Here is a 4,877-nt window from a genome sequence, read left to right as displayed (position 1 = left end):
GTTCATCACGCTGGCCTCGCCGGGTTTCGTCTGGCGCTACCTGCGCCGCGCCAAGCTCGAAACGCCGAATGGCTGATCGCGACTCCTCGGCGGGCGCGGATGGCCACCTGATCGAGGTTGCCACCGAAAGCCGGCAACTGTTGCGCGGCAACTTTCTCGATGTACGTGGCGACACGGTGCGCCTGCCGGATGGCGACTTGGCGAGCCGCGAGTACGTGGTTCATCCCGGCGCGGTGGTGGTCGTGCCCATCCTCGATGACGGCCGCTTGGTGCTGGAGCGACAGTACCGCTACCCGTTGTCGCAGGTGCTGCTGGAGTTTCCCGCAGGCAAGATCGACCCGGGCGAGCCGAGCAGCCGTAGCGCAATGCGCGAACTGGCGGAAGAAACCGGTTACCGCGCCACCGAGTGGGCCTTTGCTGCCCGCATGCACAACGCGGCGGCGTACTCCACCGAATGCATCGAGATCTGGTTCGCGCGTGGTCTGACATTGGGTGAGCGCCACCTGGACCACGGCGAGCTGATCGACGTCTGCCTGATGGACGAGACCGAGCTGGAGTCGCTGGCGTCCCGCGGCGAACTGACCGACGCGAAGACGCTGATTTCGCACATGTGGTTACAAAAGTGGCGATCCGGCGCCTGGGCGCTCGACTGGCGGCCTGCAGAAGCGTGGGGCGCAAGCCGATAATCGTGTCATGAAGGTGCTCGATCTGCGCTGCGCGCACGGCCATTGCTTCGAAGGCTGGTTTGCCTCCGAAGACGAGTTCGTGCACCAGCACAGAAGCGGCTTGGTCGAGTGCCCGCTGTGCGGTGACAAGTCGGTTGACCGGTTGCCCAGCGCCCCGCGCCTGAACTTTGGCGCCAGCCCGCCGGCCGAGCACAGCAAGCCGACTGCCATCGCCGCGCCGGCCCAAGCACCCAGCCCGGAAGCCGTGACGCTGCAGAACCTCTGGGTCGAAGCGGTCAAGCATGTGATGGAGCGCACCGAGGACGTCGGCGAGCGCTTTTCGGAAGAAGCGCGCCGCATCCACTACGGCGAGGCTGAATCGCGCGGTATCCGCGGCCAGGCCACGCCCGAGCAGCGGGCCGAACTGGCCGATGAAGGTATCGAGGTGGTGTCCCTGCCGGTGCCGCCGGCGCTCAAAGGCCCGGCTCACTGACTCGGGGCCCGAGCCCCGATCCGTTCAGACCACTCGGCCCGGGTTCATCAGCCCGACCGGGTCCAGCGCGGCCTTGATGGCCCGCATCATCTCCAGCGCCACCGGCGAGCCTCGCCGGGCCAGCTCGTCGCGCTTCAAGGCGCCGATGCCGTGCTCGGCCGAAATCGAGCCACCCAGGCGCTGTACCTCGTCATAGACCAGCCCGTTGATGTGCGCTTCATGCGCAGCCAGGAACTCGTCCGCCGCGATACCTTCCGGCGCCTGCAGGTTGTAGTGCAGGTTGCCATCGCCCAGGTGCCCGAAGCACACCACGCGAGCGCCGGGCGCAGCCGCTTGCAGCCGTGCCGCCATGCGCGGCACGAAACCCGGGATGGCCGACACCGGCAACGCAATGTCGTGCTTGATGTTCAGGCCTTCTTCGCTTTGCGCGAGAGGGATCGACTCGCGCAGGTGCCACAGCGCGCGCGACTGCGCGATGCTGGCGGCGACCACCGCATCACTGACCCATCCATGTTCCATCGCCTGCTCCAGCAGGGCAGCCAGGCGCTCGCGCTCTGCATCCTCAGCCTCGGTGCCCGCCAGCTCCAGCAGCACTGTCCACGCAGCACCGGGCAGGGGTTTGGGCAGTTGCGGGAAATGGCGTTCAACCAGCGACAGCGCAAAGCGCTGCATCAGCTCGAAGCCGGTCAGGCTCGACCCCAGCCGTTCACGCGCCAGGTTGAGCAAGCCTACCGCCGCGTCGATCGAGTCGCAGGCTGCCAGCGCAGTGACAGTCGCGGCTGGCTTTGGAAACAGCTTGAGCGTCGCCGCCGTGATGATGCCCAGCGTGCCCTCGCTGCCCACGAACAGGTCGCGCAGGTCGTAGCCGGTGTTGTTCTTGCGCAGGCCACTCAGGCCGGCCCACAACTCACCCTGCGGCGTCACCACCTCCACGCCAAGGCACAGCTCGCGCGCATTTCCATAACGCAGCACCTGCGTGCCACCGGCGTTGGTGGCCAGGTTGCCACCGATCGTGCAGCTGCCTTCGGCAGCCAGGCTCAACGGGAACAGCAGTCCGCGCTCGTCCGCGGCCTGTTGCACGGCCTGCAGAACGCAGCCCGCCTCGGCGGTCAGCGTCAGGTTGTCGGCATCGATCTCGCGGATGCGGTTCAGGCGCGACAGGCTCAGCAGCACCTGCTGGCCGCTGTCGTCCGGCACGCCACCGCCGACCAAGCCGGTGTTGCCGCCCTGCGGCACGATGGCCACACCTGCCGCCACACAGGCGCGGACAATCGCCGCCACCTCCGCCACATCGGCCGGCCGCACCACAGCGAGCGCGCGGCCGCGGTAACGCTTGCGCCAGTCGACCTCGTAGGCGCCGAGCCCGTCACCTTGCAAGACTTGCGCGGCGCCGACCAGCGTGCGCAGCGTGTCGACCAGTGCAACGCTCACGGGGAGTCGGCGCTTTGCGCACCGCGCTTCAGGCGCCAGCGAATGTGCGCGGCGCAGGCCACGAACAGTGCGATCGACAGCAGCACCTCACCCAACGCCAGCCATTGGCCTATGCCCTGTTCACTGCCCACGCGTACCAAGCCCTCGGTGGCGTACAGCCACACGACCAAGCTCAACCAGCGGTAGGTGTACATGCGCATGCGCAGCAGGCCGGGCAGGGCGGGCAGCAGCGGCAACACCTTGATCGCCAGCGTGCCGCGACCAGTCGGCGCGAGCCAGAGTTCCCAGGCCAAACAGAGCACGATCAGCGCCAGCCACAAGGCGATCGAGACGGCGCGCGTGGCCAACGTGGCCCCGTCTGGCGCGAGCGAAGCCGGCGCAGCGAGAGGGGTCGGTGCGGACATGGGTGGCATGATATCCGCCATGATTTCGACTCACGCCCTGCGAAAGGGCTGGCAGCAGATGGTGGCCGAGTTGCTGGACACGCTGCGCAACTGGCCCTGGTTCGACACGCTGCGCACGCTGCGGCTGCGCTTTCGCGAAGACAGCCTCGGCCAGACGGCCGGCAGCCTGACCTTCACCACGCTGATCGCCCTGGTGCCGTTGCTGACGGTGATGCTGGCGATCTTCAGCGCGTTCCCGATGTTCTCGAGCTTTCAGGACGCGCTGCAGAAGTACTTCTTGCAGAGCCTGGTGCCCGACACGATCGCCAAGCCGGTGTTGGGCGCGCTGACGCAGTTCTCGAACAAGGCTCACAAGCTGGGCAGCGCCGGTCTGGTGGCCCTGGTCATCAGCGCGTTGGCGTTGATGTTGACGATCGACCGCACGCTCAACGCCATCTGGCGCGTGCGCAAGCCGCGGCCGATTGCACAGCGGGTGCTGGTGTACTGGGCGGCGATCACGCTGGGCCCGCTGGTGCTCGGTGTTTCACTGAGCGTGACCAGCTATGCGATCTCGGCCTCGCGCGGGCTGGTGGGCGACATGCCCGGCGGTGTTCGGTTCGTGCTGGACGTGGTCGAGTTCAGCCTGCTCGCCGCCACGATGGCGGGTCTGTTCCACTATGTGCCCAATACCCATGTGCGTTGGCGCCACGCCATGGCCGGTGGGGTGTTCGTTGCCATCGGCTTCGAAGTGGCGAAGAGGGTGCTGGGCTGGTATGTCTCGTCGGTCGGTTCGTTCTCGGCCGTCTACGGGGCTTTCGCCACCGCTCCGATTTTTCTGCTGTGGATGTACACCGGCTGGGTCATCGTGCTGCTGGGCGCGGTGGTCGCTGCCTATGCGCCCAGCCTGAAGATGCACGCCGTGCGGCACGGCAACACGCCGGGCTATCGCTTCAGCCTGGCGTTGGCAGTGCTGCGCGTGCTGGCCGACGCGCGGTCCAGCGGCAAGCACGGGTTGGATGCCGACCAGATTGCCGAGCAGCTGCGCATCGACCCGTTGCAGATCGAGCCCATCCTTGAGGCGCTGACGCAGCGTGATTGGCTCGCCCGGCTGGACGAAGAAGGTGCCCAACGCCATGTGCTGCTGTGCGACCCTGCCACAACACCGGCCGCGCCGCTGATCGACGCGTTGCTGCTGCATCCCGATGCGCGAACAGAGGCCCTGCGCGCCCGCATGGGGCTGAACCAGCTGATGCTGGCCGACGTGCTGGCCTGATCAGCGCCGGCGTTCAGGCCGGGTGCACGACCACCAGCAGTGCCTGGGCGATCGATTTGCCCGGGTTGCGGATGGCGTGCGTCTGGTCCACCGCATAGCGTGCGGTCTCACCCGACTTCAGCCGGGTGATCGCCTCGGCCGACTGAACTTCGAGCGTGCCGCTGAGCACGCTCAGGTGCTCGCGCGAGCCCGGCTCATGCGGCTCTGACTCGAGTGCGCCGCCGGGTTGGATCGTCAGCTCGTACCACTCGAACTGCCCGGCCAGCTCGATCGGGCCGAGGATGCGCAGCTCGCAATGTCCGTCCGGGCTGCGCAGCGACGGCGTGGCGTGCGAGGGCACGGTCGCGATCGCCGGCTGGTTGGGCTTGTCCGCCCCCAGCAGTTCGGCCATTGGCACGCCCAGCGCATTGGCCAGCCGCCAGACCACGGCGACGGTGGGGTTGGCCTGGTTGCGCTCTATTTGCGAAAGCATTGACTTCGACACGCCTGCCTGACGTGACAGCTCGTCCAGCGACAGCGCACGATCCTGCCTCAGGGCGGCCAGGGTTTCACCGACGCGGGGCGGTTCGTGAGCGGCAGGGCGGTTCATCGTAAAAGTTGGTGCGGGGGTCTTGACCGGCTAAGGCTTGTTT

General features: G+C 67.4%; 6 protein-coding genes. 3 read left to right on the top strand and 3 right to left on the bottom strand.

Translation table 11 applies throughout. The annotated features are described in order from the left end of the window. The first annotated feature begins 68 nt into the window (after window positions 1-68). A complete protein-coding gene (locus AC1DYI_RS26640) occupies window positions 69-686 on the top strand; it encodes an NUDIX domain-containing protein (protein WP_477207142.1) in 618 nt (205 codons plus the stop codon). 7 nt (window positions 687-693) lie between these two features. Continuing rightward, window positions 694-1,158, top strand: coding sequence for a DUF1178 family protein (locus AC1DYI_RS26635; RefSeq protein WP_477207141.1), 465 nt, complete (start codon window positions 694-696; stop codon window positions 1,156-1,158). Window positions 1,159-1,182: 24 nt separating this feature from the next. On the opposite strand, the gene AC1DYI_RS26630 is transcribed toward AC1DYI_RS26635, so the two are convergent. Continuing rightward, the gene (locus AC1DYI_RS26630; RefSeq protein WP_477207140.1) at window positions 1,183-2,589 is read right to left on the bottom strand and encodes an FAD-binding oxidoreductase; all 1,407 of its coding nucleotides are present in this window, start codon (window positions 2,587-2,589) and stop codon (window positions 1,183-1,185) included. Further along, window positions 2,586-2,993: a DUF2069 domain-containing protein gene (locus AC1DYI_RS26625; protein WP_477207139.1), complete on the bottom strand. Its 408-nt coding sequence runs from the start codon at window positions 2,991-2,993 to the stop codon at window positions 2,586-2,588. Before AC1DYI_RS26625 ends, AC1DYI_RS26630 begins: the two co-directional genes overlap by 4 nt. 19 nt (window positions 2,994-3,012) lie before the next feature. Between AC1DYI_RS26625 and AC1DYI_RS26620 the strand changes: the two genes are divergently transcribed. Then, window positions 3,013-4,245, top strand: coding sequence for a YihY family inner membrane protein (locus AC1DYI_RS26620; protein ID WP_477207138.1), 1,233 nt, complete (start codon window positions 3,013-3,015; stop codon window positions 4,243-4,245). A 13-nt stretch (window positions 4,246-4,258) separates the two neighbouring features. Here the strand turns inward: AC1DYI_RS26620 and AC1DYI_RS26615 are convergent, their stop codons facing one another. Further along, complete coding sequence (locus AC1DYI_RS26615; RefSeq protein ID WP_477207137.1) at window positions 4,259-4,834, bottom strand: helix-turn-helix domain-containing protein; 576 nt, start codon at window positions 4,832-4,834, stop codon at window positions 4,259-4,261. Between the last annotated feature and the right edge of the window lie 43 nt (window positions 4,835-4,877).

This window comes from Ideonella sp. P3_A4 (assembly GCF_056403075.1).
Note: the sequence above shows the minus strand (reverse complement) of the source record. Positions and strands in the feature narration are given on the sequence as shown.